Consider the following 25,528-nt stretch of genomic DNA (forward strand, 5'->3'; position numbering starts at 1 on the left):
TCAGAAAACTAATCCCCAATTTAAAATCTAGATTGGGGATTTTTTTATTATTTTGCCGCGAATTAGAAATTTTGGAAACCGCCTGAAAGGCTGTCCATAAGAAAACACCCAGACCAATTATGAAAAAAATAGTGTTTGCTTTAGCAGCATTAGCCATCATCTCTTGTAAGGAAGAGAAAAAAGCAACAGGAAATCTCCACATCAAAGGTAATGTAGAAGGACTCACACAAGGAACGCTTTATATCCAAAAGATGGGCGACAGTACCTTAGTTCCGGTCGACACGATTAACATCAAAGGAAATTCCAATTTTGAAAGCCACCTGCAGATCGACTCGCCAGAAATGCTGTATCTTTTTCTAGACCGCGGAGAAACCAACAGTATCGACAACAACCTGATGTTTTTTGCCGAGCCTGGCAATATGACCATAAACACTACATTGGCCTCTTTCTTTGCGAACGCGAAGATAACCGGTTCTAAAAACCAAAAACTGTTTGAAGACTACAAAAAGATTATGAGCCGCTTTACAAGCAACCAGCTCGCGTTAACCGAGCAGAAGCTGCGTGCCTTGCAGTTCAATCGCGAAGCCCCTTCAGACATCGAAAAGAAAAATGACGAGAACATCAAAAAGAAATACCTGTTTGCCATTAACTTTGCGCTAAACAACAAAGACCATGAAGTCGCGCCTTATATTGCTTTGGCTGACATTTATGACGCCAACATCAAATACTTGGATACGATCAACAAATCGATGACTCCAAAAGTAGCCCAATCCAAATATGGAAAGATGCTTACGAAATATATAGCCGACAGAAAAAAGATCGGAGAATAAAACAAAAAAACGTCTTGAAAATTCAAGACGTTTTTTTATCCATTTTATAATTCGGAAAATTCTTAAAAGCAAAAAACCATCTGAATTAACAGATGGTTTTTTATTGAGCCGATAGAGGGACTCGAACCCACGACCTGCTGATTACAAATCAGCTGCTCTAGCCAACTGAGCTACACCGGCATCTCAATACGGGTGCAAATATAGTTCTGAATTTTAATTTTCCAAAAAAAATCTGCACTTTTTTTTATCTTTTTTCGACTACAAAGCGTTGATTTTAGCAACCAATTGATTAGCAGCTTGTTCTAATTCTGTATGGATTTGCTTGAAATGTGCTTTTTTATTTTCTACATTTTTTGCATTTACTTTTGCGATCAAAGAATCAAAAGTAACGATTGCTTCATCAATTAAAGCCTCAGAAGCTTCAGTCGGTTTTCCTGTTGTAGACATTTCCCAAATGTATACTGCTTCAATAATATCTCCTAAAACGTAGTTGATGTCTTTCTTTAAATTCTTAACGTTTGCCATTTTTATTTTAAATTTTAATTTGCGATTGCAAAATTAAGCATAATCTTTCTATTTGAGGCAATTAAATATAAATTTCTAAAAGCACGGCCTTTCCTTGCAGTGTAAAATCTTCCATAGCTGCCGGAACCAAGATAGTATCTCCCTTTTTATAATTCCATGCCTTTCCTTCATAATCCAGCTGAAATTCTCCTTCCATGCACATATATACCCTAAAGGAATCCTCGGAATTGCTTATGCTTATCTTCCCGCTTAAAGGCAAGTAGTTCGTAGTAAAATAAGGACAGCTTACCGCGGGATTGCTCTTGTTCGCTTCCTGCGCATACTCTCTTTTGGCATCGGCCGTATCATAATGAATCGCGTCCAGTGCCAAGTCAATATGCAGTTCTCTCGATTTGCCTTCCGCATCTACCCTGTCCCAGTCATAGACCCTATAGGTTATATCCGATGTCTGCTGGATTTCGGCAATAACAATTCCTGCGCCTATGGCATGAATCGTGCCTGTTTCCAAGAAAAAGACGTCCCCTTTTTTCACGGGAATCTCCTTCAATATCGATAACAATGTCTTGTTTTCTAGATTTTTTAAATAATCTTCACGGCTTGACTTTTCTTTAAAGCCTACCACAATTCTTGCTCCTTCGTCGGCCTGCATCACATACCACATTTCTGTCTTTCCGAAAGAATTATGGCGTTTTTTAGCCAATTCGTCATTCGGATGCACTTGGATCGACAGGTCTTCCTTCGCATCGATAAATTTGAACAGCAAAGGAAACTCTGTACCGAACTTCTCGTGTATTTTAGTTCCCAGTATTTCTGCCGGAAATCGAGAAAGCAACTCCGAAAGTAATTTTCCTTGATACTCACCTTCAGAAATTCGGCTCACATCACCCTGCACTGTAGACAATTCCCAGCTCTCGCCGGTTATCTCGGATGTTATAGGCTTGTTGAAGATGGTTTTCAACTTGGTGCCACCCCAGATACGCTCTTTGAGTATCGGCTCGAATACCAGTGGATATAGTTGTAGACTCATATTATTTTTTGGAAACAAATTACAGAAATTCCTACTTCTGATTGTAATACTATTTTGCTAATAGCTTATATGATTTTCAATATGCGTATTTCGCTCTCGCCATAAAACAGACTACTCGCCTTTATAGCTGACGAAATTTCGAGGCGTCTCATACAACACGATCTCAAGATCCATGTCGGCACCAAGCCTCTTGCGTATCTTATTCCAGATTACGACCGCAATATTTTCGGCTGTAGGATTCAGCTCAAAAAACTCAGGAACATCTAGGTTTAGGTTCTTATGGTCGAAAGGCTTTTCTACCTCTTCAAGGATGATATCCGCCAAATCCTTAATATCAATCACATAGCCCGTATCCGGATTGATGCTTCCCGTCACGCTGGCTACCAATTCATAATTGTGCCCGTGGAAGTTTGGGTTGTTGCATTTTCCGAAAACCGAATTGTTCTTCTCGTCCGACCAGTCTTTTCGATACAGGCGGTGCGCGGCATTAAAATGGGCTTTTCTGCTGACAGTTACTCTCATTTAATTTATGATTTATGATTTGAGATTTAAGATGTGTATTGTATAATCCAAAATCTAAATCGGAAATTTATAGCTTATGATCTTCAAGAAAATGATAGAATTCGTCAAAAATAATCTTGAACCAGACGGTATAGCTATCCGGATGCTGCTGCATGTCTTCCTTGATGGCATCGATGTCCATCCATTTCCAGCTTTCTACTTCTTCCGGATTTATCTCAGGTTCCCCGTCAAAGTAGCCGATCATGACGTGATCCAGCTCGTGTTCCGTCAGTCCATTGTCAAACGGAGCCTTGTAGATAAAATGAAACAGCTCTTTCAACTCGGTCGAAAATCCCATCTCTTCAAAAAGGCGGCGATTTCCTGCCTGTATATTCGTCTCGCCTTCGCGCTGGTGACTGCAACAGGTGTTCGTCCATAACAGCGGCGAATGGTATTTCTGCGAAGCGCGCTGCTGCAGCATCACTTCGTTTTTTGAATTCAGTATGAATATTGAAAAGGCTCTGTGGAGCTGCGCTTTCTCGTGCGCCTCCAATTTCGGCATCAATCCGATCGGTTCGTCTTGTTCGTTGACTAATATTACTTTCTCTTCTGTCATAACTTTTTATAGCTTGTCAAAAATACAAAAAAGAAATGGCTTGCAGAAATCAATGTCGGCAGTAGGAATTTTACCTGTACTAAAAATGCCTATATTTGATTTTAATAGTTACAAAACCGACATTCCCAACATGAAACCCTTCGCTTTAGCATTCCTAACCTTGCTCTTCTGCAGTTGTGCTGCTCCTAAAAACACAAAAATAGCATCCTATTCTGACCTAATCGACAAAGTCAAGAATATCAAAGACAGTATCAGCGTAGGCAAGATGACCATACATAATGCTTATAAGAGCCAGCTGCTAGCGCATCACAACGGAAGATTCGACAGCACGATGATATTAAAAAAAGTCTACCAGCCCAACAAGCATGTATTTGACAGCTGCCTGTCGCAGATCTTTGGTGAAGAAAACGGAAAGAAATTCAAGCCTGAGGGCTTATATATGTGGAACAGAAAACTATTAGCCGAAAACGAATCCCTGATTCGGCAAAAACTAGCCGTACTCGATTCTGTTAATGTCGACCAGCTCTTTACAAAGCACCTCAACGCACTGCAAAAGATCACAGGCCAGCAAGGAGAAGGCAAATGGCTCGTGTATTTTGGCCCTAAAGGTTTCCAGATTTTTGGGGGCTGCGACAACAACGCCATGATTTTAGACATGTTCGGTTCTGATTGGACAATGCAATCTATCGACAAGGTTTTTGCACATGAACTGGAGCACCTGCTTTTTAATCCGATACTCGAAAAAGATCCTAACGGCCGGACCGGATTGGGCATTACGTTAGACGAGGGACTGGCCGCCTATTTTACGTCGCTCTACCTGAACCAATCCCAAGAAGAAGCCTTATATGGCAAAAACACCCAAATATTGCTAGATAGGGAAAAGGAAATTTTTGAAAAGCTGGAGCCCTATTTTTATAAAACCAACGAAGAGGGCTGTCCTATCTTTAGGCACTGCGGCAGAAACAGCGACTGCAAGCCGGTTGTAGAAGGACTGCCTAAAGAAGCCGAAAACGAGCTCTGCTATTTCTTAGGATTCCGAATCATACAGCACTATGTAGCGCAAAACGGAAAGGATTCCTGGAAAGACATCTACACGATTTCATTAAAAGACTTTTTTGAAAAAAGCGGTTATAAAGAGTATATTCAAGGAAAAAGGCCTTAAACTCTTTTCTTTTAAAATAATCTGTTCTAAGAAGAGTAAGACTTCTTGTATCTTTGTCGTAACAATAAACCCAAACGAATCCTGCGCTACAGCTTTATTCCTCGGCCTGCCCTTTTTTAAAATACTATGAAACGATTTTTCTCCATTCTCCTTATTGCCTTAACAACAATCTGCTCTGCCCAAAAGACCGAAATCTATGTTATCGGCAACATACACGACAGCGTTCCCAACTATCATCCTAAAATACTATTGGGCATGCTAGACAAAATAGGACCCGACATCATCCTGCACGAGGTCGACAAAAAAGGAATGGAAGACTATGCTCAAGGCAAAAATCTTAATGAAAACGAGGTCATAGCCAGCAATCTCTATTCAAAAAAACGTCCCAACACCATGAGGCTCCCTTTTGAATTTGAAGGAAGAAACCAATACCGCAAAGACCAAGGCATGGTACCGACAGATAATTTGACAGTCAAATTAATCGACAGTCTTTATAAGGCAAAGCAATTAACTCCAAAAGAGGCAAAAATATACGAAGACTTTAATGCGTTCACACAAGAGCTGATGAAGATTGCCGAAGGAGCGCCCGAAAAATTCAACAACCCGTCGACAGATCGTATTGCCGAAAAAAGACAAGAATCTCAATACCACGAGCTCTTGAAGATAACCGACAGCAGGCCCGAATTTTCAAAGCGTTTTGTCACCAAACCCAACGGCGAAAAGATAAGCTATAAAGATGGCTTTAAGAAAATGTCTGGTTTTTGGGACCTCAGAAACAAGACCATGGCCCAGAATATCTATACTGTTGCCCAACGGCATCCTGGCAAAAAAATAGTAGTGCTCACAGGCTTCTTGCACCGATATTACCTGATCAAGGAATTAAAGGAATTAAACAAGCAAGATTTTATCCTCAAAGAATTTTACGACTAAAGGCTGTTTACCTTGCTTCAGTCGTATTGTCGTTATAAAGCACGGGCATCTTCCCTTTCCATTTATTCCAAACCGCATCATTTCGCAACAATCTACACATAAAGTGTGCTACGTTGCTGCGGCTAGTATAACCCGGATCAAACAGGGCGCTTCTTGTGGGCGAAGGATGTAGCGAATAGGTTGTTACAGACTTCTCGTCAATCAAGCTATCAGGACGTACAACCGTCCATTCGACAAAGGGATGGTTTGGGCCTATTTTCTTTCTCAAGTAATCAGCTGCTCTTTCATTATCACGATGCGGAGGCAGCAGCAGCCGAAACAAGCCTATCACGATTTTCTGCCTAAAAGAAACCCGCTCGTCCAAATCCCTGTTGCTATTTCCTGCCGTATTCATCAACACCAGCCGAATCGGTTTTTCTGGCGCGTTCCTAATAGCGGCCTCGCAAAACAATCGGATTGTTTCCTCAACCAGCCGTCTTGGCTTTCCATATATTCCTTTAAGGTTCGAGTTATGCCCCAGACAAGAAGCTATCGATTGGCAGTCTTTAAGGTATGCCGCCATCTCATCAACGCTGATAGCAGTAATAGCATTTACCCTGATAACCGTAATACGTTCATGGCTCTCCCATTGCTCTGGAATAAGACTTGAAGAGCGGACAATTACTTTTACCTTTTGCCCAGCTTCCAGCAATTGTGCTACCAATAACTTTCCTGTTGCACCACTTGCTCCCACTACTGCTGTTATCATATTTTGAAAAGTTATATTCTTGTTACGGCTTTTTACTCTCGCTAAAATAACTGCCCCGAATCATTTCTCAAAACGGAAAACCGTAAAACCACCCATTTATTAGGCAACAATCCAGCCTTCCGTGCAAACAAGGCTTATTTTGTGATTGTGCAATTCAGCTAAAATCAAAAAACATTCCGGATTACGAGCCAAAAGTATTGGATGACCGTAGGAAAGAACTATATTTAGCCTCCATCTCGCCCCTAAACCTACAGAGCAAATGTCAGATACTACCAAAAAGCCGGCTACCATAGTCGGAAGAATTATGTACAAGATAAAAATATTTGCCAAACGCTATTATAAGTACCCCTATCCCGAGGAAGCTTTCTTCAAGGATATTGCCGAAAAGACCGTATGCGACGCGCACAGCAACTGCGAAAAAGAGGTTTTTACAAAACAAAAGGTTTTGCTGCTTTGGCTGTATGTCAAGAGCCAGGCCCTGAAATACATAATCATGGTCCAGTGCGAGATGAAAGAGAAGTTTGTCAATCCTGCACAGAAGCTGTTCTATGCCCAGAAAATAGGGACTGACGTTGCACATATCGATGAAAAGCTCGAAAGCCTCAAGCTCCAGTTTTCCGATTCTGAGGACATTATGAAAAAGTGACACTTTTTTTTCGTATATTTGCTATTCACCTTTGCTTTAGTTGAAGTTTTTTCAACATTTCTCTTTCTATTTCATAGGCGACTTAAAAACAACTGCCTATGAAAAATCTAAGGATTTGTCTAGTCGATGACGACAAGGACGACAGGGAAACTTTCCAAGATGCATTTAATGAACTAAATTCAAATAACGTCTTAATGACATTCAAAAACGGTCTAGAAGCCATCGATTATCTGAATGCCATAGAAGATGTTCCTGATATTATTTTTCTTGACTTAAATATGCCGATTATGGGCGGTCTTGAAACATTAAGGGAGATACGAAAAAATGAACGCTACAAATTGCTTTCTGTAGTGATCTATTCTACTTCGTCTTCTGAAAAAGATATCGAAGAAACGCTCGTTGCCGGAGCCAATATCTATATTACAAAGCCGACCAATTACCGAGTCTTAAAAGATATGCTTACAAAAGTAATGAAGATGAACTGGCAGTACCATACATCTGAATTAGATAAGGATACTTTTGTATTTGCTATCTGATTTCTTTTAGTTAGACACGGCCTCTTTTAGTGCTTTTTCTCTTTCCTGCTCAATGTAATATATACAGCAAGCTGTCACTATGATTATAGCAAAGACAAAGTAAAAAATCTTATAATTGAGCTTTTCCTTCTTTTCTTCTATTGGGTCATCATTAGGTATCATAAATACTTCTGGTTACTTTTTTCGGAAAGGTAATCCTATTTCATGCCCTATAGTTATAAGATTCCAACTATAGTTTACAGCTATTACGGTTTTTCGTAATAACAAAATGGAAACCAATCTACCGAATCTGAAATTTACATAAAACTGCTTTCTTAATTTAGTAAAAGCCTTTAAAAACAACAGCTGAGAGCTCATTAGGGCTTTCAGCTGTCTTCTTATTGGATATTTTTTTGCATAAAGTATTGTGTAGTTAAATGGCTTCATATATATTTGCAGTCAAATAACTTCATAATGAATTTAAGACGAGACGTTTTCCAGGCCATAGCCGACCCTACAAGAAGAGCCATCCTTCTATTGGTATCATCACAATCGATGACCGCTGGCGCCATAGCTTCTAACTTTGATACCGCAAGGCCGACGGTTTCAAAGCATTTGCAGATACTTACCGAATGCGAACTGCTCAAGCAGGAACAGAACGGCAGAGAAATGTATTACCACCTAAATCCGAACAAGCTGAAAGAAATAGCCGACTTTATCGAGCCGTTCCAAAAAATGTGGGACGACAGGTTCAACACGCTCGAAACCATCATGAAAAAGTACCAATCAAAAAAATAAGTTTATGGAACGAAAGACAAAAATCAACGCAGAAGAGGATAAGCAGGAACTGCTGATTACCAGAGAATTTGACCTGCCTTTGGAATTGCTTTTCAAGGCGTACGAAGATCCCGAGATTGTAGCACAATGGATGGGCACGAAAGTAATAAAGCTCGAAAACAAAAAGCACGGAGGCTATCAGTATGAAACCTCAGACAAGGAAGGCAATGTACTGTTTAGCGCTAATGGCACCATCCATGAGTTCCTTCCGAACCAAAGGATTACCCGTACTTTTGAGATGGAAAACACGCCTTTTCCGGTACAGCTGGAGTACTTGGAGTTTGAAAAGCTGACGGACACTACCAGCAAGCTCACCATGCACATCGTTTACAAATCGGTCGCCTTTAGGAACCAAGTACTGCAGCTGCCTTTTGCGCAGGGCATCAATATGGCGCATAACCGACTTCAAGAAATTGCAGACCGCTTAAAATAACACACTATGGAAAAAAGAAACAAAATTATTTATTGGATTTCGACACTCTGGCTGGCGCTGGGAATGGTGTCGACCGGAATCGTACAGTTGCTGCACGTAAAAGAAGAAGCCGACATGATGGCCCATCTTGGCTATCCTTTATATTTTCTGACCTTGCTGGCGGTATGGAAATTTTTAGGCGTTATCACGATACTTATTCCTAAATTTACGTTGCTAAAAGAATGGGCCTATGCAGGCTTCTTCTTTGCCATGACGGGAGCCATCTATTCGCACATTGCTTCGGGCGATGCCGTGAAAGAACTATTCCCTCCCCTAGTATTGCTGGTATTGACCATGGTATCGTGGTATTTTAGGCCGGCCAATAGAAAAGTAAATTTCGTCAAACCTTACAATCAATAATGATATGGACAGCAAAAAGAAACTCTCGGCAGAACACAGCCAGACATTGCTCGGCATACTGAAAGCGCGTTTTGAAAAAAACACCCACCGCCATAAAGGCCTGAAATGGGATGATATACAGGCAAAGCTCGAAGCACATCCTGAAAAGCTATGGTCGCTCGACGAAATGGAAGAGACCGGCGGCGAGCCCCATGTTGTAGGCCATGATGCAAAAACAGGCGAATATATCTTTTATGACTGCGCGCCAGAAAGTCCTAAAGGCCGCAGAAGCCTCTGCTTTGATCCGGAAGCCTTGGCTTCAAGAAAAGAGCACAAGCCAAAAGACAGTGCTGTTGCAATGGCCGATGCTATGGGCATCGAAATCCTGACGGAAGAACAATACCGCGAACTGCAGCAGTTCGGTCCGCTCGACACAAAGACTTCGAGCTGGATAGCGACTCCTGCTCCTATCCGAAAGCTGGGCGGCGCGCTCTTTTGCGATTACCGCTATGGTACTGTATTCCTCTATCACAATGGCGCAGAATCATATTATGCGGCCAGGGGATTTAGAGGGTCGTTGAGGGTGTAGAAATCTTAAACAAGAAATGATCAGGAAAGTTCAACTTCCCATAAAGTAATTCGCTAAAATTAATAGAGCGGTTGGCGTGTCGTATCTTCTTATTTCTTGACAAATTTTTTGATAAAAGTGCCTTCATCATTTTCTATCTTAAGCAGATAAATTCCTTTTACCAGATCGCTTACGGCAATTTCTTTAATAGACTGCCCGCTTTGCTTTTTCACCATTTTTCCGGTCATATCATAAATCCAAATATTCGAAACAGCATCAATATTTCCCAAATATAATTGGCCATCAGTTGGCACAGGATATAGTGTTACCTTATTTTTCTTAAAGTCATCAATAGAAAGCATACAGGCCAAATCTTCAAGCTCTTGTGAAGTGCAGAGCGACCCTAAATATTCGTTTGTACTCGCAAGCCCGTATAGAACTTCAGTAGAAGGAAAAACAAAAGGTAATTCAGTAAAGGTCTGGTCTTCAAAATTCATGTCAAGCAATTCGTTATTGGGATTTATTGCTAAAATAGTCCCGCTATCACAGCTATTGTATTTAGTAGTAAGTCCCCACAACTGAAAATAACCCGGATGGCACAGAATATCAACTAAATTGCCAGATGCTAAATTATAGGCCTTAACGATATAAACAGACCCATCGTCAGACCATGTCTGGAAAACGAGATTGCCCTTATAAAAAGTAAGGTCGCCCGAAGTATAAAAGCCCAGATAGGCAACATTCGTAATTGTATTGGTAAGCAAGTTGTATTTGTAAAGGCTTTTTTGGGAAGAATTGATCATATACAATTCAAAATCATTACTGCAAACCAATGATACATAACAACATGGCGGCAATTCGACGATAAAAGTAGTCTGTCCTGTCTGAGGATTAATCTGATAGATGCTATTTTGGGCAACTCCGTACATCACGCCTGTAGGCGAAATAGCAATATCTCCGATTAAAAAGGGCGTTGGTCCTGCTGTTGAAAGATAAGTTGACGTATAATCCTCGTTGATTCGATAAATCTTCTTTTCATTAGAAACTCCATATATTGTCTGGGCTTGTATTGTTGATGATACAAATAATTGCAACAACATGAGCACAGACAAATAGTTCTTTAGCGGCATTCTATACATAGTAGTTTTTAGTACATCAATTAAATTTCTACTACGAAGTTAACATTAATGCTTTAGAAAATAGACAAAAAGAACTAAGTTTCTTACTAAAAGAGCATGTCAAAAACTCACAAAGATGAATTATAAATCTAAACAAGCAGATTTATTTTCTATTTTTGATTTGATTCGTAACAGAGAATATCAGAACCATGGAGTTTGAAACTTGGCAATATAGTATCAATCTTCCTTAACCAACAGATCAATAAAATGTTTACCATAGCACAAATCCAGCAAGCACACAGCAAAGTAAAATCAGGAGCCGACTTTCCGGCCTACATCAAAGAAATCAAGGCATTGGGAGTCACCTATTACGAAACCTTTGTAGCCGATGGTCATACCGAATATCATGGAACTGCCGATTATAAAACAGCGACCGATACTAAATATAACATAGTGCCCATCGCCGACCGCTACAATCTCGAACAGTTTAAAACCGACCTAAAGGTACACCAGCAAGGACAGAGCGATTATCCTGCTTTTATAGCTGTAAGCGCGGCATGCGGCATCGAGAAATGGGCCGTTAGCATGAAAAAAATGACGTGCACGTATTACGACAAGGCGGGCAATGAAGTATTAGTAGAACAGATACCGCAGTAAATTTTACAGCGCTTCTAAAAAGTCCATATATTCAGGTATGCTCTTTTCAATCCATTCGCTTGTGGCATTCAGCTCGATACCGTAATACGCAAAAAAGTAACGGTAGTCTGCCCTGATATAATCAAAAGTCAATTCAAAAGGAGCCGTCAGCTCCCGCAAGGTATATTTGTATTTGCCGTCGGCTCTGTATTCTTCTTCGTCAATTCCTACTGAGAGTGCTAGTGCTATTTTCTTTCCGCCCAACTTATAGCCGCTTTGGCTTCCGTAGGCCCAGCCATACGTGAGCACCTCATCGAGCCATTTTTTAAACAAGGGCGGACAGTTAAACCAATAAAAAGGAAACTGGAATACGATCTTGTCATACGATTCCAGCAGCTGCTGTTCTTTTACCACATCAATCTTTTCATCAGGATAAGCCTCATGCAGACGATGGATAAAATAACGGTCTGGGTATTTTTCTAATTCTTCTATCCATCTTTTATTGATAACGGATTCTTGCAGGTTCGGGTGTATGATGATGACTAGTGTTTTCATGCTATTATTTATTTACAAAACGTAAGCAAAAGTACGCCGCCACGGTCAATTTTGTATATTAGCAACCCATTGTAGGATACTATCAAAAAGGGAAGTAATGACTAAAATCAAGGAAACATCGACTAATTTCGAAAACAAAAAGCTATTGGCAGAAGAATGCCTTGAGGTTTACGCTTCAGGCATCATCGGCGGACAATGGACATTGGCAATATGCTGCTACCTGATTAACGGCAAGCTGCGGTTTGGAGAACTAAAAAAATGCCTGCCCGCTATTACAGAACGAATGCTGACGCTGCAATTGCGCAAATTAGAAGAAAATAAGATTGTAACGCGCACTGTTTTTGCAGAAGTTCCGCCACGAGTCGAATACGAGCTAACTCCTATCGGCTATCAGCTTAGTACCATCATCAAGAATCTTGAAGATTGGGGAAGAAAGCACAAGCAGCTGATGAAATCCTAACACTAATCAAACAAACCCAATGGCAGCGACCTTTTTTGCAACACAGGCCGACTTTAGAAAATGGCTCGAAAAAAACCATACCAAAGAAACAGAACTCCTTGTCGGTTTCTATAAGCTAGGCAGCGGCAAGCCTTCCATGACATGGTCAGAATCTGTAGACCAAGCGCTTTGCTTTGGCTGGATTGACGGCGTACGCAGGTCCATTGACATAGATAGCTATTCCATTCGCTTTACGCCGCGAAAAAAGACAAGCAACTGGAGCGCCATCAACATAAAAAAGATGGAAGCATTGACCAAAGCCGGACTGATGACCGAAGCAGGGCAAAGCGCTTTCACCCAAAGAATAGAAGGCCGATCCAAGATCTACTCCTATGAAAACGAGCCTGTACTTCTTGATGCCGAATATGAAAATCAATTTAGAAAGAACACGGCAGCCTGGGATTTTTTTAATAGACAAGCTCCCTCCTATAAAAAGCTAACAATCCATTGGATCATGGATGCCAAGCAAGAAAAAACCAGACAGTTGCGGCTAGAAAAAACAATACACCAAAGCGAACAGCAAAAAAGAATATAACAATAATTCTCTCTATTTATCGGGCTTTAGCAGCTGCTTTTAGAATTTCCCATATTTTTTTTTCAATTATTTATTGCACAGTTCTAAAATATGTATTTACTTTGAATTACAAAGTACTTTAAATCATTAATCTTAAAATCATTATTATTATGAACAATGCAACATCACATTCAGACCCTACGGCCTTACGAAGAAGACTATTGATTGGCGCAGGAATTGCCACAGCTTTGATTATTTTCTTTCTGTTAAACGCTGGCGAATCGAAACCAGAATGGGGAAAATACTGGAGAATCAAGCCTCTTATAATGGTGCCTCTGGCAGGTGCTTTTGGCGGCGGATTATTCCATTACATCCAGCAATTCATCGGCGGCCAGAAAACTTGGACACGAATAGCCGCTTTCTTAATCGGCGCGATTGCCTTTATCGTTATCTTATGGATCGGCACTGTTTTAGGACTTAACGGTACTCATTGGGATTAATACCTAAAACCATGAACTTGCTTTCCCGATTCGAACAAGCACATCTGCAGGCAAAAGGCAATAGATGGCTACGTTATTTCACCGTCTTTTGCCGCATCGCCTTGGCGGCAGGCTTTTTGCCTTCGGGCTTTGTCAAGATTGCAGGAGAACGCTTTACTTCCCTGTCTGTCAACCATCCCATGGGAAATTATCTAGAAGCCCTGCACGAAACCAGCTATTATTACACCTTTATAGGCATCGTGCAGGTTACAGCCGCTATACTGCTGCTGATTCCCCGTACGGCTACGCTTGGAGCTGTGCTTTATTTTCCAATCATCCTAAACATCTGTATCCTTTCGTTGGCCGTACGTTTTGAAGGTTCCCTCCTCTCCTCTCCGTTAATGGTACTTGCCAACCTGTACCTCCTTTTTTGGGATTATGACAAGCTCAAATTTATACTCCCTTTTAACCGTTCTCCCCAAGATGCCTTTCTAAAACAGCAAACCCAGAGCACTAAATTTCCTGTTGCTTTCTTTGCCATATCCGGGGCAGCTGTTTTTATCCTAGTGCTTATCATTACAAACTTGTTCGAAATCCAGCCTCATAACACCATTTCCGATTGCGAAATACAATGCAAAAACAGTGACAATCCCCAAGCCTGTATCGACTTTTGCAATTGCATTCATGTGCAAGGCAGGCCGATTGAAAAATGTCTGGAAGCATACGAAAAAGCAAAAAAGAAATAATAATCTTAAATCACAATCAAAATGAAAACGAAACTATTTACTAGGGTCACTGCCTTATCCATAGCAGTAACTTTTGTTGCCTTGCTGCTCGGACTTATTGGTGCTGCAATGTCTAGTTTTTATCCCGGGCTTGCCGTCTTGATAGTTATGGCTTTGATTACAATTTCCTCTAGGTTGTACGCTACAAGAATAAGCGCCCGATCTAATGATTTTCAGCGAAACTATTATACAATATTCACAATTATTAATGTGCTGTTAATCCTGATCGCGTTATGGATGACATTTGTAATTGTTCACGACCGTGTTCTTGGGGATTGCTGATAAAGAGTTTTAGGCTATGCTAAAATAATTCCTATATTTGATTTCAAACAGTTAAAAAGGTTCTGTTCTATGCAGAACTTTTCATAAAACAAATAGAATGAAAAACATAGTAAAACTTTTGATCTTGCTGCCTATTCTGTCATATTCACAAAACAAGGAAGAAGCTGACAAGAAAGTCAATGAAGGCGTTTCTTTGCACGACCAAGGAAAATACAATGAAGCCCTTTTAATGTATGAAGATGCCTTGAAACTAGATAAAAACAATTTTCTTGCATTGTCTGAAAAGGCTTTGACACTAAACGCAACAAAACAATATTCTGAAGCTGTTGAGGCTAGCAAACTTGCCATTAAAACACACCCAAAAAACGATTTAAAAAATGTTTATGTCTCTTATGCAAACGCTTTAGATCATCTTGATCAGGTTAAAAATTCTTTAAAAATATACGACGAAGGTTTGGCTAAATATCCAGACTATTATCAGCTTCACTACAACAAAGGCATCACTTTAGTAAATGCGCAGCAAATTGACAAGGCACTCATTTCTTTTCAAAACGCTACAAAATCGAATCCTAATCATTCCAGTTCATTTAATGCGTTGGGAATTTTAAATAAAGTCAGCAACCGCATTCCTTCAATTTTATCTTTTAGCAGATTTTTAGCTTTAGAAAACAAATCGTCTAGAGCAAAAGGAAATTACGAAATGATCATCAGCCTTATGTCGCAAGGCGTTTCTCAAAAAGAAGATAATTCTATCTCTTTAGTTATTAATCCTAATTCTATAAATGAAAACGGCAAAAAAACAGATAATGATTTTTCGTCCGCAGACTTAATATTGTCAATGGCTGCCGCATTAGATTACGATAGCAAAAACAAAGACAAGACAGAATGCCAAAAATTTATAGAAAAGTTTGGAACCCTATGCGAAGCTTTAGACGAATTAAAAAAGGAAAACAAAGGATATTATTGGGAATTCCTTGTGCCTTATTTTATAGAAATGAAAAAGGAAAAACTAATCGAGCCTTTTGCATACATTGTTTTTTTGCCGTCACAAGATAGTGATGTGATTAAGTTCCATAAAAATGAAGCGATTAAAATTCAACAATTCTATGATTGGTCCAATAATTATAAGTGGAAATAAACTATAAAAAACAATTTAAAAGAAGCTTTATAATAAAAATTGACAACCTACTAAAACTACCATGGCACAATCAAACGAAACTACCCAATACTACCACGGCACAAAAGCAGACCTAAAACAAGGAGACCTCATCCAGCCCGGTTTTAATTCCAACTACGGAAAACAGAACAAGGCAAAATATATTTATTTTACGGCAACCCTCGAGGCAGCAACTTGGGGTGCCGAGCTTGCTCTTGGCGAAGGTTCAGAAAGAATCTACATTATAGAACCGACGGGCACTTTTGAAGACGACCCTAACCTGACCGACAAAAAATTCCCTGGCAATCCTACAAAGTCATATCGTTCCCAGCAGCCGCTTCGCGTTATCGGAGAACTAAAAGAATGGCAGCCGCACACTGCCGAACAGCTCAAGACCATGAAAGACCATTTAGAAAAACTAAAACAGCAAGGCATCGAAGCTATAGAAGACTAGCAGCTTGTTGTTCTTAGGCGCAAGATAGATGTTATTTTAACATGCATGATACCACATAAACCTTTCCGAAAGAATCTTTTACGCCACAAAATAATTTAATATATTTGATTAGAAACAGTTACAACTAATATAGCTGACATCCTGCCACCTACCCCCACAAAGGCAAGCAAAAGTTTATACTAACAATCAAAACATAAAAATTATGAATCCAAAAAAAATGTGGGCCAATGTAGCCGTAAGCAATCTAGAACGAACCACTAAATTCTATACCCAATTAGGATTTAAGCACAACGGAAGCTCTAACGACTTGACAAGCTTTTTTTTCGGTGAAGACAATTTTATAATGCACTTCTTCCTGCCAGACATCCTCAAGACCAATACAAACATCGAAATTGCCGACTCGCACCGTTCCAACGAAATCATATTCACCCTTTCTGCCGAAAGCAAAGAACAGGTAGACAATTGGGCAAAAGAAGTAGAAAGCGCAGGCGGAACCCTAATTTCCGAACCCAAAGAATTCGGAGAAGGATATTACGGTTTTGTTTTTGCAGACCCAGACGGACATAAGTTTAATGTCTTTTATATGTAAGACATCGCAAACACATATGCTTTAGAAACTAATTCTAAGGAAGTAGTACAGCTTATTGAGATGTTTATGAAGAACTAAAACTTAAGACATATAGCAAGAATTTTGAGTCACTTCAAAACAATTGAATATATTTGACTTTAAACGATTATATATAATAGCAACCAATGAGCAAGAAATCTACAGCATTGTTCTTTTTAATGATTTTATTTTCTTGTAGTACAAAAAATATAAATCCCAATACCACCTCTATTCAATTGGAGCTTGGAAAACTAGAAAAATTTGTTGATCTCGAAAAAAGACTAAATGCTGTAGAAGTAACCAGAAATCACTATGTAGACATTAGCGAAGGTATCTACCCCTACATAAAAAACCATACATTCAAAATTTCTAAAGACTTTATGTTATCACCCGAAAAAGGAATTGAATTACGAAAAAATTATTACTACACAGATGACAACGAAGTAAAGCTTATTTTTTACAAATGGAGCGATGTTAATTCGGCAGAAACTCCTAAAAACAAGTTTAAGCAAATTTTTAATAATCTCGAAAAAGAAATCACCAACAAACTAGGAGCAAGTTCTTCAAAAAATATAGAAAGCAAAAAAACAAAAAGCGACGATACTTTTAGAGACGACATCAAATGGCAAAATTCCGAAATAAAAGTCTATATGTTTAGATTCGGAGACAGGCAGAATAGCTTTAACGAAATTAACGTAGCAGTGTATAAAGACTAAGCGATACTATAAAATTCTAAATCAAAAACATGAAGAACTATTTATTTTTATTTCTAATAATCATAAGCTGTAATAAAGCAACCCAAAAAGACAATATACAAGCAACAAAACCAGCCTCAAAAAAAGAATTAAAAAAATTTTACGATTCCGATAAGATCGAGCATTTCTATCTCAACATTTCAGAAGACAGTATCCTTAATCTTTTAAAGCTGAAGAATGAAAACAAAGACCAAAAAAAATTAAGGCAATTATTAGTCAGCGATTATCCAGATTCTGTTTCAGGGCCCAATTTTGAAACCGACTTAGTTAAATATAAATTTACCAAAACAGAACTAAGTGAGCTAAAGAAAAAAGAAGTAGAAAAAATATTCAGCCAGCAAGATTCTACACCATCAGAATTTCTTTCTTGTGTGCCCTACTATCGCGACATCTTTATTTTTAAAAAGAACGACTCTATAGTCGGAATTGCAAAAATTTGCTTTGATTGCGGCATTTCGACATTCTTAGGATCAAACGTCGATACCAATGAATTTGGTTTGCATAGTGAATTGAATAAACTTGAGAAAATCGTACGTAACAAATAAGCTCCCGCTTTAATGAAAAAACTAGGCATCCTACTACTCACTATCCTAATCGCTACCCTATTAGCCGGAACCTACGGAGCGTTGCACGACCAGATAACCTATACCATTTCATCAGAATACTTTACAGTATTCAAATTTGAGCAATTTGGCTTCCAAGATTGGGGAAGTAACAATCCCCGTTTAACCACCGCCCTCATCGGCTTTTTAGCAACATGGTGGGTCGGCCTCTACATTGGCATTGTTCAAGGCCTGGTCGGACTAATCCACAAAAGCCCAAGGCTGATGTTCAAATACGTCTTCAATGCCATACTCATTACATTAGGTACAGCTATTATATTTGGAATATTCGGAGGAGTTATTGAAGCCTTAAGCGGAGAAACCGACCCGAGCTGTTTTCCTTATGACGTACAAGATTGCAGAAGTTTTTTTATTGTCGGCTCCATTCATAATTATGGATATCTCGGGGGCGAAATAGGAGCCATTATGGGTTTGGCCTATCAAATTTATCAAAAGAAGAAAGCTGTAGTATAGCAGAAAATAGCAAAACAAATTAAAATGAAATCATTTATTCTTATTTTTTTCCTCTCTCTAACATCAACAATTTTTAGTCAAGATTTTCAAGGAGAGATAAAATTGACAAAAGATAGCGACACTACTTTTTGGTACTATCGTCATTTAAAAGACATTAAAAAATTAAATCTTATCAACCCAAAATCCGAAGCCAGTTTTTTAAGAATAAGTTCCTCAAGATATATCATAGAACTTTCCAAAAATTCAAATAAAATCTACTTTCATGTAAACGGAACATATGACGATAGTCTACCTTCGGAAATATATGTAAAACGTTATGCCTTAAGACAAGAGTAAGTCCGTCAAATTAAAAACCTATACGACACATTAAAAATTCAAGAAATTCCATCAGACAAGCTGATAAAAAATTGGAAGCAAGGATTTGATGGAATTACCTACTTCTTTGAATTAAAAGAAACAAAATCCTATTCATTCAAAAGTTACTGGACTCCTTCTGCACAAGATGAATTTGAAGAATCAAAAAAAATCTTACAATTCATAAATGAGCTTGACAAGATTGTAGACTACCCCGCAAAAAGAAAAAAGTTCGAAAATGAAATCCCCTTTTCGCAATGGTCATATAATAATTCTGGGATAACAGTATCAACAATTCCGAATACAAAAGCATATAAACAAGCAAAAAAGAACCAACGCAAAAACAAAAAATAATACCTTCTAAAAAAACAATCTTTTAACCATTTCTTCTACTATAATTTATATCATAATCTTTAATACTATTTACGCCTCATCAAAACATTTCAATACATTTGATTTATAACCAGAAAACAAAAGCTAACTGTGCATCTGCTATATTTATGAAAAAAATATATTTAATATTCTTATTTCTAGTTTCAATTCCTGTCTTTTCGCAACAAAGCGTCGAAAAAGTAACATTAGGCTATGCATGCGGATATGGAGGTTCAGAAACACCCGTAATCATAAAGTTTGCCAACCTTTTACATGCAAAAGAACACAAACAGATCAGGGCATTATTATACTCAAAAATTCCAGCAGAAAATTTTCTTGCTGTTGTTATTAGTAAAAGATTAGCAGATAAAAAAACCATTACATTAACAGAAGTAGAGCTAAAAAGAATTGACGAGCTATACAAATCAACAGAAAAAGTGCCGCTCTGTGGCGGTTGCACTTATTATAAAGAAATAGAACTGACAAAATTATTGAACTCAAAAGAAAACGTAGCAGAGGCAATAGAGTATTTTTTTGGTTTATAAATAGCAGTAAAAAGACTTAAGCTGTCTTAAAACATTTGACAACCTCTATCCAAAACGTAACATTCCCTTACAGCAAAATACAAAACCGTCCTATGAGGCGGTTTTTTTATTCCATACTACCAAACACTTCATCGTCAAAAACACACGCTTTATCAAATACTTTAGTAAGAATTTACTTTGGATTAAAAAATCAATACATTTGATTTCAAGCAAATAGAATTTCAATATTAAAACTATATCTGCTTCCAGCCAATCTATAAATCAATCCATACAATATGGAAGAGACAACCGCAATAAAACTGATAGCAGACTTTAAAGAAACAAGCCTACAGCTAAAACTTAACGAAATCACGAGCCAATTAATTGGCAAATCGCAAGTTGTTGAGTATAACCAAAACAAAGTATTCGAAGCAGCTCTTATTGTAAAAAAAATTAGCGCACAAATTGACGAAATAGTTCATGCTGCCGGAATACTAAATTCTTTGCCGGCAATCTTACAAGAAAACGAGAAAATCGAAAGCATATCCCTTGCTGCTGGCACAGGAAAAGAAAGATTTGATCTCAGCACGAATCTTAGAATTGCCGAATTCAAATTTTCGGAATGGAAAAATGGCAATGATTCCAGAAAGAGACAAGTTTTCGCAGATTGTGTCAATTTGCTTCTATTTGAAACCGGGAAGAAAAAAGAACTATATGTTGCAAGTTGCCCACAAGTAAAAAACTTTTTTCAAAGTAACGCTGGGTGGAAAAATATGCTTTCAAAAAGTGGCGGATTAGCAATAAGACTGCAAGAATATCTAACTGCCAATAAGCTAGAAATCCAATCAGTAAAAGACGTATTCAGTCTAGCGAATATCGAAGTTTTTGATGTAGACGAAATCATACAAAACCATCAATCCAATTAAATAATCTAATAAAAATGGAAAAAATAAGTATCAAAGAACTCTACCAAAACAAAATAGACGAAATCTGGAACAAAGCAACAATCAATAAAGACTTGTTCACAAGAGGCTATGTTGTTCATGAAGAAGTAATAAAAAATGCCATATTATTTATTGGAATCAATCCTTCTTTTTCTGGAAAAAATCTAACGCTGGGGAGCCATTTTGTAAACAATGAAAAGAATGATAAAATATACAAATATTTTAAAAAGTTCATAAAAATATCCGACAAGGTCCAACTCCCATGGACACACCTCGACCTACTATATTTTCGTGAAACAAAACAAAAATACATTTGGGAGTTATTAAAAGAAAAGAACGGTGTCGATTTTGTCTACAAGCAATTACTGCTCTCAAAAGAAATGATCCTAAAAGCAGAACCCAAAATAATAGTGGTCTCAAACGCAATGGCCAAGCACTTTATGGGATTCGACAAAGACAAAGTTAATGATACAGGCGTTTGGATGGATTTCGATTTTTCATTTGACGATGATTTAGGAACATACCGCATCACAGATACAGAATTTAAAGGCGTACCCATATTTTTCACCAGCATGCTAACCGGACAAAGAGCATTAGACAACGGATCTTTTGAAAGATTGTTCTGGCATATCAATTTCGTACTAGAAAAATTAAACACTCCTAATTCATAAACTGCAATGCAAGACAAAATAACCTCCGTCTGTTTCTATAAAGCTTGGCACGAATCCGTAAAAGACGATAAAAAGCTATTATCCGAAATATGGAGAAAAAGTCATGTCTACACCAGTCATGTCTTTTCTCAAGACGGCATACTCCACACTGTAGCACAAAAATTACAACTACTTTATTATTCAAACTATTATTACCTCGATGCAGTATTCTACAAACCCGAAGACGTCATCAAAGAAAACGAGTTTTGGTTCAAAGACATCAGGATAGCTTTCGAACACGAAAACAATTTCAGAAGCGGATTATACAAAGAAGTCTCCCACTTGCTTACCACCAATGCAGACCTTAAAGTTTTAGTTTCTTATCCAAACGGAGAGATAAACGATGAGTTAGAGTATTTACATTCTATCATTAGCAAAAGCCGACAAGCAAAAGCAATATCAGACGACCAAAGCTTTTTAATAATTCTTGGGTATGAAAATGAATTTGAATGGCAAGGATGGATTTATAATGAAAACAAATGGAGTGACATTTCAGATAATCAAACACAATGCTTTCAAAGCATTTAGCAAATTACACTATTTCATTTCATATCGTGATTATTTTAACGTAAAATATGCGCACTTTGTCTAATAATTGGTAAAAATATTTGATTTTTCTTTATAAAATGTACATTTGACATGCTAAAAAGTTGCAAAACATTAAAAAATTTACAAATCAGCAAAGTATATGAATATTGAAAGCATCTTAAATAAAATTAACCTCTTTGACGAATTAGTAAATAAATCAGGGTTTAGAAGAGATATTGGAGACTATTTTCAGGCAATTCAGCAGTCACAAAATCAGAATTTAGTTTTCATGAAAGATTTGTCAAATAAAATAAAGGCCTATCTAAATGATATACAAAACAACTCGTTAGATTCTGAATTAAAAATTGTTTTGAAAGATAGTACTCCTTTTACTTCCTTAGAAACCATAGAAGATCTAGAAAACATCGATAGTAATAGTCAAATAGATTCGAATGATTATTATCATACCTTGTATGCTATTTTACAGAAACTTATTGATACAATTGATACAAATGCGACAGAACTTAATACTGTAAAAGGCACATTTTCAAAATATGTTTCTGACCAATTAAACAAATGGTCAAATGATGAACAAGCAATTGTTTCACTTGTCTTTAAGGATTTACAATCTACGGGAAATCTTAAGGACTTTGCCAAGGTTCTACATCGTTGGAATAGGACATTATTGGTTTACCATACAATTTTAAAATCAGAATCACCTCAAGAAATACCATTAGTTGAAATACAAAATGGTTCAATAGATGTCATTTTTAATATTGATCTAGATGTTGCAATTGACCTAACAGAATTGATCACAACTGGTTTAAAAGTTTATGGTGCATATCTTCTCTATAAATCCAAAATTGCAAAAGAGATTATTTCTTCTTATATGGGAAATAAAAAACTCATAAAAATGGAAGAAGAACGTGAAATTGTTATGTTAGACAATATTAAAGATTCTATAAAAGAAAAAATATCAGAACAACATAAAGAAAAATTAAAAACGGACAAAAAAATAGACAAGACCGGAATAGATAAAAAAATAGATGAAGTTAGTACAGTAATAACAGATCATATCATAAAAGGAAACGAAATAAAGCTATTAAATGCACATGAAGTTTATGAAGGTGAAGAAGATAATCCTTCTATAGAACTACGTCGAGAAACTGCTATAGTTAAGGATAGATTTAAAAATCTAGAACAAAAAGACAAACAAGTTTTAATCGATAAATTTTTAATTAAAAATGAAGAAGAGTAGAAAGAGATTATCAATGCTAATCCCCAACACCATTACCAAGCTAAACTGTGTTATGAGAAATGTAAAAACCATCAACTATGGAAGATGACAATCCTTTTAAAGAATTTGAATATTTTACTGGAAAAGTTCCAAATAAGACGTACGTCTCAAAAAGAATTTCTTCTAAAAAAATTGACGTTGTAGATGGTGAGTTGAAAGAAGTAATAATTCCTATTCGCTATGCTTCTAAAGTAGTTGATGTTGATCATTCTTTCGAATTCATTAAAGAAAAAGGCGAAGTAAAATTGAGGATTTCAGGTGGTCATAGACAAGAAATCACTGCAAAATTTTTAGAAGATAGTCGCGGCATATTTACCCTTCAGATTCAAAAATATACAACCGCAACAGGAATGCCTCATAAAACTTATTTCTCATTTAGAGGGGATGAACTCAAAATATTACAGGATTTTATAAAAAATATATTTAACCTTCAAATTGAAGATGAAAATAAGTTTAGTATAAGCGATAGCGAATTAGCCAAACTTACTTTAACCAAACAACAAGCATACACTATCTATAAAGAAAACCGTGAAATATTTTCAGAAATATTAGAAAATAAGATAACTGAAGCTGATATAAAGAACTTAGTTTACAAGAAAGCTCAATTAGAAATATTTGAAAAACTACTTACAGATGAAGAATACTTTATTGCTGCTAAATCAAGATTAGATGTAAAAAAAGATGAAGCATTATGGCAATTATATTTTGAACAAAACTCATGGATATTTGGTTATGGATTAGATTACATAATAAATGTTCCACTTCAGGATAAAAAACTTGAACAAGTAGTTCAGGGTTACGACATTGTAAATCGTGGTAAAAGAATCGACGCATTAATGAAATCTCGAGGAATAATTAGTTCCTTATGTTTTGCTGAAATTAAAACTCCAAATACCAAATTGCTAAATGCAGAGTACCGACCTGCTGTTTTCCCTCCATCAAATGAAGTTGTTGGTGGAATTACTCAAATTCAAAAAACAGTACAAAATTCTCTAGAAAATCTCGTAAATAAAATAACACCATCAGATAAATCAGGAAATCCAACTGGAGAAGAAATATTTATGTATAAACCAAAATCATTTCTTTTAATTGGCAAACTAGAAGAATTTCAAACCGAATTCGGGGTTAATAAAGAAAAATTTAGTTCATTTGAAATTTTTAGAAAAAGTATAAATGATATTGAAATAATAACTTTTGACGAGCTTTTAGAACGTGCAAAATTCATTGTTTACAATGCAGAAAATTCGTAAAACATTCTAGAAAAACAAAAAACCGCCTCACAGCGGTTTTTTCAATTTCTTCCCCAAACACCTCACTCCAAAAAGTGCCCGTTTTTCCTCTGCACCAATAGGCACATCAGAATGATATAAAGCCAAATCATGCACGATCCGCAAAGACTTCGACAATTCCGAAGCCCCGTAGAACAGCACAAAATCAATAAATTCACATTGAGACGGTGTTAACCACACCTTTACCTTTGATACGTTTTGGGTATTATCTGTAGCTAGTCTGCTACATTGCTTTTCAGAATTTTGCATAACTCTTCACAAGTATTTCTAATTATACTTAGTAACATTCATAAAGTTTGCATTACAAACATACACCTTATATAAACATATAGCCGTTTGTAATCATTTATATACGGATAATTACAAAACGAATCTATTCATTATTTTCCCACACATACGGAAACCCGTAAGCATCCTAAAAATCAATCCGTTATATTTGATTGTTTTGAACTTTATATTAACCTTTACACACTACCATTTATGAAAAAACTACTTTTATTAGCAATCCCCTTACTACTGTTCGGGTTTACATCACTCAGCAGCAACTCTAAAAAAGAAGAAGCCGCTACTCACAAAAAGATGCTTGCCAACTCTTTGTGCGTGGCATCCTGTACAGCAACGCATATCAGGGTAAAGATAGCAGGAGACCCGCTGCCTCCAGGAACCATCAATTGGTATCTTGACGGAGTTCTTGCCGCTACCGGAGGGCGTATCTTTAATGTCCCAAAAACGGCTACAGTCGTAACGGTTACAGTAGGCAGTCCCGGAGTTTTGATCGCAGGAGATAACATATCAACATTAAATGCGCAATGTGCCGCCCCTCCTTGCCCATAATAAGTACAATACGTGATAAACAAAAAAGCCTCTATCCAATAGAG

Annotated in this window: 35 protein-coding genes and 1 tRNA gene; 28 read left to right on the top strand and 8 right to left on the bottom strand. The window is 37.4% G+C overall.

Features of this window, described 5'->3' with window-relative positions:
* The first annotated feature begins 119 nt into the window (after positions 1–119).
* Positions 120–830 carry a DUF4369 domain-containing protein gene (locus GGR22_RS13225; RefSeq protein WP_182494052.1) on the top strand — a complete coding sequence of 237 codons (711 nt, stop codon included), beginning with the start codon at positions 120–122 and terminating at the stop codon, positions 828–830.
* A gap of 106 nt (positions 831–936) precedes the next feature.
* Here GGR22_RS13225 and GGR22_RS13230 read toward each other — a convergent pair.
* From GGR22_RS13230 to idi, 5 genes are all read right to left on the bottom strand, one after another.
* Positions 937–1,010, bottom strand: a tRNA-Thr gene (locus GGR22_RS13230).
* Between the two features lie 78 nt (positions 1,011–1,088).
* Positions 1,089–1,355, bottom strand: coding sequence for a hypothetical protein (locus tag GGR22_RS13235; protein WP_121376677.1), 267 nt, complete (start codon positions 1,353–1,355; stop codon positions 1,089–1,091).
* Positions 1,356–1,416: 61 nt separating this feature from the next.
* Positions 1,417–2,382, bottom strand: a complete 966-nt coding sequence (locus GGR22_RS13240; RefSeq protein WP_182494053.1) for a type I phosphomannose isomerase catalytic subunit — start codon at positions 2,380–2,382, stop codon at positions 1,417–1,419.
* 111 nt (positions 2,383–2,493) lie between these two features.
* Complete coding sequence (locus tag GGR22_RS13245; RefSeq protein WP_121376679.1) at positions 2,494–2,904, bottom strand: 6-carboxytetrahydropterin synthase; 411 nt, start codon at positions 2,902–2,904, stop codon at positions 2,494–2,496.
* Positions 2,905–2,971: 67 nt separating this feature from the next.
* The gene (gene idi / locus GGR22_RS13250; RefSeq protein WP_121376680.1) at positions 2,972–3,499 is read right to left on the bottom strand and encodes an isopentenyl-diphosphate Delta-isomerase; all 528 of its coding nucleotides are present in this window, start codon (positions 3,497–3,499) and stop codon (positions 2,972–2,974) included.
* 130 nt (positions 3,500–3,629) lie between these two features.
* Between idi and GGR22_RS13255 the strand changes: the two genes are divergently transcribed.
* Positions 3,630–4,661, top strand: coding sequence for a DUF2268 domain-containing putative Zn-dependent protease (locus GGR22_RS13255; RefSeq protein WP_182494054.1), 1,032 nt, complete (start codon positions 3,630–3,632; stop codon positions 4,659–4,661).
* Between the two features lie 126 nt (positions 4,662–4,787).
* Complete coding sequence (locus GGR22_RS13260; RefSeq protein WP_182494055.1) at positions 4,788–5,591, top strand: hypothetical protein; 804 nt, start codon at positions 4,788–4,790, stop codon at positions 5,589–5,591.
* Positions 5,592–5,598: 7 nt separating this feature from the next.
* On the opposite strand, the gene GGR22_RS13265 is transcribed toward GGR22_RS13260, so the two are convergent.
* A complete protein-coding gene (locus GGR22_RS13265; RefSeq protein WP_182494056.1) occupies positions 5,599–6,339 on the bottom strand; it encodes an NAD(P)-dependent oxidoreductase in 741 nt (246 codons plus the stop codon).
* Between the two features lie 259 nt (positions 6,340–6,598).
* Here GGR22_RS13265 and GGR22_RS13270 point away from each other — a divergent pair, with 259 nt between their 5' ends.
* The 6 genes from GGR22_RS13270 (at position 6,599) to GGR22_RS13295 (ending at position 9,737) form a co-directional block, all read left to right on the top strand.
* Positions 6,599–6,985 (top strand): hypothetical protein, encoded by a 387-nt coding sequence (locus tag GGR22_RS13270; RefSeq protein WP_182494057.1) that lies wholly within the window; start codon positions 6,599–6,601, stop codon positions 6,983–6,985.
* Between the two features lie 98 nt (positions 6,986–7,083).
* Positions 7,084–7,521, top strand: coding sequence for a response regulator (locus GGR22_RS13275; protein WP_182494058.1), 438 nt, complete (start codon positions 7,084–7,086; stop codon positions 7,519–7,521).
* A gap of 453 nt (positions 7,522–7,974) precedes the next feature.
* Entirely contained in the window at positions 7,975–8,298 is a 324-nt protein-coding gene (locus GGR22_RS13280; protein ID WP_121376693.1) for an ArsR/SmtB family transcription factor, read from the top strand.
* Between the two features lie 4 nt (positions 8,299–8,302).
* Positions 8,303–8,770 (top strand): SRPBCC family protein, encoded by a 468-nt coding sequence (locus GGR22_RS13285; protein ID WP_182494059.1) that lies wholly within the window; start codon positions 8,303–8,305, stop codon positions 8,768–8,770.
* A 6-nt stretch (positions 8,771–8,776) separates the two neighbouring features.
* Positions 8,777–9,169, top strand: a complete 393-nt coding sequence (locus GGR22_RS13290; protein WP_182494060.1) for a DoxX family protein — start codon at positions 8,777–8,779, stop codon at positions 9,167–9,169.
* A 4-nt stretch (positions 9,170–9,173) separates the two neighbouring features.
* Positions 9,174–9,737, top strand: a complete 564-nt coding sequence (locus GGR22_RS13295; RefSeq protein ID WP_182494061.1) for a DUF4256 domain-containing protein — start codon at positions 9,174–9,176, stop codon at positions 9,735–9,737.
* An 89-nt stretch (positions 9,738–9,826) separates the two neighbouring features.
* Here the strand turns inward: GGR22_RS13295 and GGR22_RS13300 are convergent, their stop codons facing one another.
* Positions 9,827–10,846, bottom strand: coding sequence for a T9SS type A sorting domain-containing protein (locus tag GGR22_RS13300; RefSeq protein ID WP_182494062.1), 1,020 nt, complete (start codon positions 10,844–10,846; stop codon positions 9,827–9,829).
* A 255-nt stretch (positions 10,847–11,101) separates the two neighbouring features.
* On the opposite strand from GGR22_RS13300, the gene GGR22_RS13305 reads away from it, so the two are divergent.
* Positions 11,102–11,491, top strand: a complete 390-nt coding sequence (locus tag GGR22_RS13305) for a DUF1398 domain-containing protein (protein WP_182494063.1) — start codon at positions 11,102–11,104, stop codon at positions 11,489–11,491.
* A 3-nt stretch (positions 11,492–11,494) separates the two neighbouring features.
* On the opposite strand, the gene GGR22_RS13310 is transcribed toward GGR22_RS13305, so the two are convergent.
* Entirely contained in the window at positions 11,495–12,025 is a 531-nt protein-coding gene (locus tag GGR22_RS13310) for an NAD(P)H-dependent oxidoreductase (protein WP_182494064.1), read from the bottom strand.
* A 97-nt stretch (positions 12,026–12,122) separates the two neighbouring features.
* On the opposite strand from GGR22_RS13310, the gene GGR22_RS13315 reads away from it, so the two are divergent.
* The 18 genes from GGR22_RS13315 to GGR22_RS13400 all read left to right on the top strand — a co-directional run bounded on the left by GGR22_RS13315 (position 12,123) and on the right by GGR22_RS13400 (position 25,484).
* Positions 12,123–12,485 carry a winged helix-turn-helix transcriptional regulator gene (locus GGR22_RS13315; protein ID WP_182494065.1) on the top strand — a complete coding sequence of 121 codons (363 nt, stop codon included), beginning with the start codon at positions 12,123–12,125 and terminating at the stop codon, positions 12,483–12,485.
* 19 nt (positions 12,486–12,504) lie between these two features.
* Positions 12,505–13,059: a YdeI/OmpD-associated family protein gene (locus GGR22_RS13320; RefSeq protein WP_182494066.1), complete on the top strand. Its 555-nt coding sequence runs from the start codon at positions 12,505–12,507 to the stop codon at positions 13,057–13,059.
* 149 nt (positions 13,060–13,208) lie between these two features.
* Entirely contained in the window at positions 13,209–13,538 is a 330-nt protein-coding gene (locus GGR22_RS13325) for a potassium transporter KefB (protein ID WP_182494067.1), read from the top strand.
* Between the two features lie 11 nt (positions 13,539–13,549).
* A complete protein-coding gene (locus tag GGR22_RS13330; protein ID WP_182494068.1) occupies positions 13,550–14,263 on the top strand; it encodes a DoxX family protein in 714 nt (237 codons plus the stop codon).
* Positions 14,264–14,681: 418 nt separating this feature from the next.
* Positions 14,682–15,722, top strand: coding sequence for a tetratricopeptide repeat protein (locus tag GGR22_RS13335; protein ID WP_182494069.1), 1,041 nt, complete (start codon positions 14,682–14,684; stop codon positions 15,720–15,722).
* A gap of 61 nt (positions 15,723–15,783) precedes the next feature.
* Entirely contained in the window at positions 15,784–16,194 is a 411-nt protein-coding gene (gene arr, locus GGR22_RS13340; protein ID WP_182494070.1) for an NAD(+)--rifampin ADP-ribosyltransferase, read from the top strand.
* 202 nt (positions 16,195–16,396) lie between these two features.
* Complete coding sequence (locus GGR22_RS13345; protein WP_182494071.1) at positions 16,397–16,783, top strand: VOC family protein; 387 nt, start codon at positions 16,397–16,399, stop codon at positions 16,781–16,783.
* Positions 16,784–16,947: 164 nt separating this feature from the next.
* Positions 16,948–17,517, top strand: a complete 570-nt coding sequence (locus GGR22_RS13350) for a hypothetical protein (protein ID WP_182494072.1) — start codon at positions 16,948–16,950, stop codon at positions 17,515–17,517.
* 29 nt (positions 17,518–17,546) lie between these two features.
* Positions 17,547–18,101, top strand: coding sequence for a hypothetical protein (locus GGR22_RS13355; RefSeq protein ID WP_182494073.1), 555 nt, complete (start codon positions 17,547–17,549; stop codon positions 18,099–18,101).
* A gap of 12 nt (positions 18,102–18,113) precedes the next feature.
* Entirely contained in the window at positions 18,114–18,632 is a 519-nt protein-coding gene (locus GGR22_RS13360; protein ID WP_182494074.1) for a hypothetical protein, read from the top strand.
* Between the two features lie 24 nt (positions 18,633–18,656).
* The gene (locus GGR22_RS13365; protein ID WP_182494075.1) at positions 18,657–18,968 is read left to right on the top strand and encodes a hypothetical protein; all 312 of its coding nucleotides are present in this window, start codon (positions 18,657–18,659) and stop codon (positions 18,966–18,968) included.
* A 518-nt stretch (positions 18,969–19,486) separates the two neighbouring features.
* Positions 19,487–19,903, top strand: coding sequence for a hypothetical protein (locus GGR22_RS13370; protein WP_182494076.1), 417 nt, complete (start codon positions 19,487–19,489; stop codon positions 19,901–19,903).
* Positions 19,904–20,178: 275 nt separating this feature from the next.
* Positions 20,179–20,808 (top strand): hypothetical protein, encoded by a 630-nt coding sequence (locus tag GGR22_RS13375; RefSeq protein ID WP_182494077.1) that lies wholly within the window; start codon positions 20,179–20,181, stop codon positions 20,806–20,808.
* A 14-nt stretch (positions 20,809–20,822) separates the two neighbouring features.
* The gene (locus tag GGR22_RS13380; RefSeq protein WP_182494078.1) at positions 20,823–21,497 is read left to right on the top strand and encodes a hypothetical protein; all 675 of its coding nucleotides are present in this window, start codon (positions 20,823–20,825) and stop codon (positions 21,495–21,497) included.
* A gap of 6 nt (positions 21,498–21,503) precedes the next feature.
* Complete coding sequence (locus GGR22_RS13385) at positions 21,504–22,064, top strand: hypothetical protein (RefSeq protein WP_182494079.1); 561 nt, start codon at positions 21,504–21,506, stop codon at positions 22,062–22,064.
* A gap of 160 nt (positions 22,065–22,224) precedes the next feature.
* Entirely contained in the window at positions 22,225–23,322 is a 1,098-nt protein-coding gene (locus GGR22_RS13390; RefSeq protein WP_182494080.1) for a hypothetical protein, read from the top strand.
* A 77-nt stretch (positions 23,323–23,399) separates the two neighbouring features.
* The gene (locus GGR22_RS13395; protein ID WP_182494081.1) at positions 23,400–24,611 is read left to right on the top strand and encodes a Shedu immune nuclease family protein; all 1,212 of its coding nucleotides are present in this window, start codon (positions 23,400–23,402) and stop codon (positions 24,609–24,611) included.
* A 519-nt stretch (positions 24,612–25,130) separates the two neighbouring features.
* On the top strand, positions 25,131–25,484 hold the full coding sequence (locus tag GGR22_RS13400) for a hypothetical protein (protein ID WP_182494082.1): 354 nt from the start codon (positions 25,131–25,133) through the stop codon (positions 25,482–25,484).
* Positions 25,485–25,528: the final 44 nt, after the last annotated feature.

This window comes from Flavobacterium gossypii, assembly GCF_014138495.1.
Classification (GTDB): domain Bacteria; phylum Bacteroidota; class Bacteroidia; order Flavobacteriales; family Flavobacteriaceae; genus Flavobacterium; species Flavobacterium endophyticum.

What these genes read in the sequence shown, in the direction of transcription:
- idi (WP_121376680.1), bottom strand. Translation starts at nt 3,499, where the DNA reads ATGACAGAAGAGAAAGTAATATTAGTCAACGAACAAGACGAACCGATC.
- GGR22_RS13350 (WP_182494072.1), top strand. Translation starts at nt 16,948, where the DNA reads ATGAGCAAGAAATCTACAGCATTGTTCTTTTTAATGATTTTATTTTCT.
- GGR22_RS13375 (WP_182494077.1), top strand. Translation starts at nt 20,179, where the DNA reads ATGGAAGAGACAACCGCAATAAAACTGATAGCAGACTTTAAAGAAACA.
- GGR22_RS13285 (WP_182494059.1), top strand. Translation starts at nt 8,303, where the DNA reads ATGGAACGAAAGACAAAAATCAACGCAGAAGAGGATAAGCAGGAACTG.
- GGR22_RS13270 (WP_182494057.1), top strand. Translation starts at nt 6,599, where the DNA reads ATGTCAGATACTACCAAAAAGCCGGCTACCATAGTCGGAAGAATTATG.
- GGR22_RS13355 (WP_182494073.1), top strand. Translation starts at nt 17,547, where the DNA reads ATGAAGAACTATTTATTTTTATTTCTAATAATCATAAGCTGTAATAAA.
- GGR22_RS13380 (WP_182494078.1), top strand. Translation starts at nt 20,823, where the DNA reads ATGGAAAAAATAAGTATCAAAGAACTCTACCAAAACAAAATAGACGAA.
- GGR22_RS13260 (WP_182494055.1), top strand. Translation starts at nt 4,788, where the DNA reads ATGAAACGATTTTTCTCCATTCTCCTTATTGCCTTAACAACAATCTGC.
- GGR22_RS13245 (WP_121376679.1), bottom strand. Translation starts at nt 2,904, where the DNA reads ATGAGAGTAACTGTCAGCAGAAAAGCCCATTTTAATGCCGCGCACCGC.
- GGR22_RS13300 (WP_182494062.1), bottom strand. Translation starts at nt 10,846, where the DNA reads ATGCCGCTAAAGAACTATTTGTCTGTGCTCATGTTGTTGCAATTATTT.
- GGR22_RS13330 (WP_182494068.1), top strand. Translation starts at nt 13,550, where the DNA reads ATGAACTTGCTTTCCCGATTCGAACAAGCACATCTGCAGGCAAAAGGC.
- GGR22_RS13295 (WP_182494061.1), top strand. Translation starts at nt 9,174, where the DNA reads ATGGACAGCAAAAAGAAACTCTCGGCAGAACACAGCCAGACATTGCTC.
- GGR22_RS13240 (WP_182494053.1), bottom strand. Translation starts at nt 2,382, where the DNA reads ATGAGTCTACAACTATATCCACTGGTATTCGAGCCGATACTCAAAGAG.
- GGR22_RS13315 (WP_182494065.1), top strand. Translation starts at nt 12,123, where the DNA reads ATGACTAAAATCAAGGAAACATCGACTAATTTCGAAAACAAAAAGCTA.
- GGR22_RS13255 (WP_182494054.1), top strand. Translation starts at nt 3,630, where the DNA reads ATGAAACCCTTCGCTTTAGCATTCCTAACCTTGCTCTTCTGCAGTTGT.
- GGR22_RS13370 (WP_182494076.1), top strand. Translation starts at nt 19,487, where the DNA reads ATGAAAAAAATATATTTAATATTCTTATTTCTAGTTTCAATTCCTGTC.
- GGR22_RS13265 (WP_182494056.1), bottom strand. Translation starts at nt 6,339, where the DNA reads ATGATAACAGCAGTAGTGGGAGCAAGTGGTGCAACAGGAAAGTTATTG.
- GGR22_RS13280 (WP_121376693.1), top strand. Translation starts at nt 7,975, where the DNA reads ATGAATTTAAGACGAGACGTTTTCCAGGCCATAGCCGACCCTACAAGA.
- GGR22_RS13345 (WP_182494071.1), top strand. Translation starts at nt 16,397, where the DNA reads ATGAATCCAAAAAAAATGTGGGCCAATGTAGCCGTAAGCAATCTAGAA.
- GGR22_RS13365 (WP_182494075.1), top strand. Translation starts at nt 18,657, where the DNA reads ATGAAATCATTTATTCTTATTTTTTTCCTCTCTCTAACATCAACAATT.
- GGR22_RS13235 (WP_121376677.1), bottom strand. Translation starts at nt 1,355, where the DNA reads ATGGCAAACGTTAAGAATTTAAAGAAAGACATCAACTACGTTTTAGGA.
- GGR22_RS13395 (WP_182494081.1), top strand. Translation starts at nt 23,400, where the DNA reads ATGGAAGATGACAATCCTTTTAAAGAATTTGAATATTTTACTGGAAAA.
- GGR22_RS13335 (WP_182494069.1), top strand. Translation starts at nt 14,682, where the DNA reads ATGAAAAACATAGTAAAACTTTTGATCTTGCTGCCTATTCTGTCATAT.
- GGR22_RS13310 (WP_182494064.1), bottom strand. Translation starts at nt 12,025, where the DNA reads ATGAAAACACTAGTCATCATCATACACCCGAACCTGCAAGAATCCGTT.
- GGR22_RS13400 (WP_182494082.1), top strand. Translation starts at nt 25,131, where the DNA reads ATGAAAAAACTACTTTTATTAGCAATCCCCTTACTACTGTTCGGGTTT.
- GGR22_RS13385 (WP_182494079.1), top strand. Translation starts at nt 21,504, where the DNA reads ATGCAAGACAAAATAACCTCCGTCTGTTTCTATAAAGCTTGGCACGAA.
- GGR22_RS13390 (WP_182494080.1), top strand. Translation starts at nt 22,225, where the DNA reads ATGAATATTGAAAGCATCTTAAATAAAATTAACCTCTTTGACGAATTA.
- GGR22_RS13305 (WP_182494063.1), top strand. Translation starts at nt 11,102, where the DNA reads ATGTTTACCATAGCACAAATCCAGCAAGCACACAGCAAAGTAAAATCA.
- GGR22_RS13275 (WP_182494058.1), top strand. Translation starts at nt 7,084, where the DNA reads ATGAAAAATCTAAGGATTTGTCTAGTCGATGACGACAAGGACGACAGG.
- GGR22_RS13325 (WP_182494067.1), top strand. Translation starts at nt 13,209, where the DNA reads ATGAACAATGCAACATCACATTCAGACCCTACGGCCTTACGAAGAAGA.
- GGR22_RS13225 (WP_182494052.1), top strand. Translation starts at nt 120, where the DNA reads ATGAAAAAAATAGTGTTTGCTTTAGCAGCATTAGCCATCATCTCTTGT.
- arr (WP_182494070.1), top strand. Translation starts at nt 15,784, where the DNA reads ATGGCACAATCAAACGAAACTACCCAATACTACCACGGCACAAAAGCA.
- GGR22_RS13320 (WP_182494066.1), top strand. Translation starts at nt 12,505, where the DNA reads ATGGCAGCGACCTTTTTTGCAACACAGGCCGACTTTAGAAAATGGCTC.
- GGR22_RS13360 (WP_182494074.1), top strand. Translation starts at nt 18,114, where the DNA reads ATGAAAAAACTAGGCATCCTACTACTCACTATCCTAATCGCTACCCTA.
- GGR22_RS13290 (WP_182494060.1), top strand. Translation starts at nt 8,777, where the DNA reads ATGGAAAAAAGAAACAAAATTATTTATTGGATTTCGACACTCTGGCTG.